This is a genomic window from Marinicella sediminis (assembly GCF_002000055.1).
Taxonomy (GTDB): domain Bacteria; phylum Pseudomonadota; class Gammaproteobacteria; order Xanthomonadales; family Marinicellaceae; genus Marinicella; species Marinicella sediminis.
This window is the reverse complement of record NZ_MVBD01000032.1, coordinates 1-1,387: the sequence shown is the minus strand read 5'-3', so window position 1 is coordinate 1,387 and position 1,387 is coordinate 1. Positions and strand designations below refer to the sequence as shown.

At 37.1% G+C, this 1,387-nt stretch carries 3 protein-coding genes; 2 read left to right on the top strand and 1 reads right to left on the bottom strand.

All coding sequences use genetic code 11. The annotated features are described in order from the left end of the window. On the bottom strand, positions 1 to 318 hold a 318-nt coding region (locus B0475_RS17320), incomplete at its 3' end, for a hypothetical protein (protein WP_456298910.1). Between the two features lie 65 nt (positions 319 to 383). Here B0475_RS17320 and B0475_RS17315 point away from each other — a divergent pair. Together B0475_RS17315 and B0475_RS17310 are read left to right on the top strand one after the other, a co-directional pair. Next, complete coding sequence (locus B0475_RS17315; protein ID WP_077413132.1) at positions 384 to 668, top strand: hypothetical protein; 285 nt, start codon at positions 384 to 386, stop codon at positions 666 to 668. Beyond that, complete coding sequence (locus B0475_RS17310; RefSeq protein ID WP_077413131.1) at positions 665 to 1,261, top strand: hypothetical protein; 597 nt, start codon at positions 665 to 667, stop codon at positions 1,259 to 1,261. Before B0475_RS17315 ends, B0475_RS17310 begins: the two co-directional genes overlap by 4 nt. Positions 1,262 to 1,387 lie beyond the last annotated feature (126 nt).

Genomic DNA, 1,387 nt, shown 5'->3' with positions numbered 1-1,387 from the left:
ATAGGGTTCACAGGGTCCGGGTAAATCAAACAAGCCACCCCAAGCCATGAGTACCCGTTTATCTGTCCAGTCTTTGTTGTTATTGACCTTCAGGACGATATGAAAGTGATTCGACATCACCGCATAGGCGCAGATGTCTATGCTGAATAATCTGGCCAGGTATTTCATGCGTTCTACGACCCATGTTCTTCTGTGTTCAAATGACCTTCCAGAGGCACGATCATCACCACACAGGAAGGCCCTGCGGACACATCTGGAGACGATGTGGTAATAAGGTGTTTCAGAGACACTGATCTGATATTTCCTGGCCAATCCCATGGTTATCTCCGTTTAAAACCATGATTGTCGAAAATTCATGAGGAATTAGCTGTGGCAAATCTCTGATGAGGCCGTATGATATTTCTGAGGGAGTGCCTGTCCTGGATATTCAATTTGCTGTAGAAATGGGTCACAATCATTTGAGGGGTGATTTTAAGTTTAGTGGTCACGATGCTCAAATTTATAGAGAGAATGATGAATGGGATCACTTGCCTTTATGGATGTGGAATGAGAAAGGTCATGCAAGTGTTTTAAATTCTAAACAAGCGAACTCGGGTAGAATGCTACAAGCTACTTATAAAGGAAGAAGAAAGAAAGATTTTGATATTGATCTTGGAGAATTTAAATGAGGGTAATTATTATGAGAATGGGATATATTTTTATTTTACTATGTTCTATTGATGTGCAATCTAGAGAAATTTTAATTAACTCATTTGATATTAATGAACGAGAAATACAAACAATTAAAGCCGTTTCGATCAGTGAACTAGCCAAAAAGCTTAAATCATCGCTGTCAGGCGATATAATGATTATGTTTAAGAGCTCTCAAGATTGTCTGGAAAATAAGGTTGTTGAGAATATCAGTTATATTTCAAGTTTCACTAAAAACAGTGCATTTGATGACTTGATCAGACATTGCATTCATCAATATCTCGAAGATCAAATTGAAGAAGGATTAACTATCGATCAAGCTTCACTTCTGTTATTTGACCTTTCTAAAAGTATAGGGTCAATTGTTTTTGGTTTAAAAGAGAATCAATTGGTACTTGATGAATATGCTGAAAACTACATCTGTGATAATCGAATTTATTACCATTTGTTCATTTCCGCAGCTATGGAAGGTATTTCGCATTCATATTACTCAAGTCAAGATTTTTTGAACTATCTAAAGGTGCCAGAAGATTCTGATGAAACATGCGAGATATTATTATCTGGACATTAATGGATTAATAAATACAGGGACAGGCATTAGCTAGATAAACCAGTTGGAGAAATTAAGCTGGTTTATATGTCGAAAATAGTTGTATTGATTGGTCAGGAAGGTGAATGTGAGACCTGAACGCTCGGT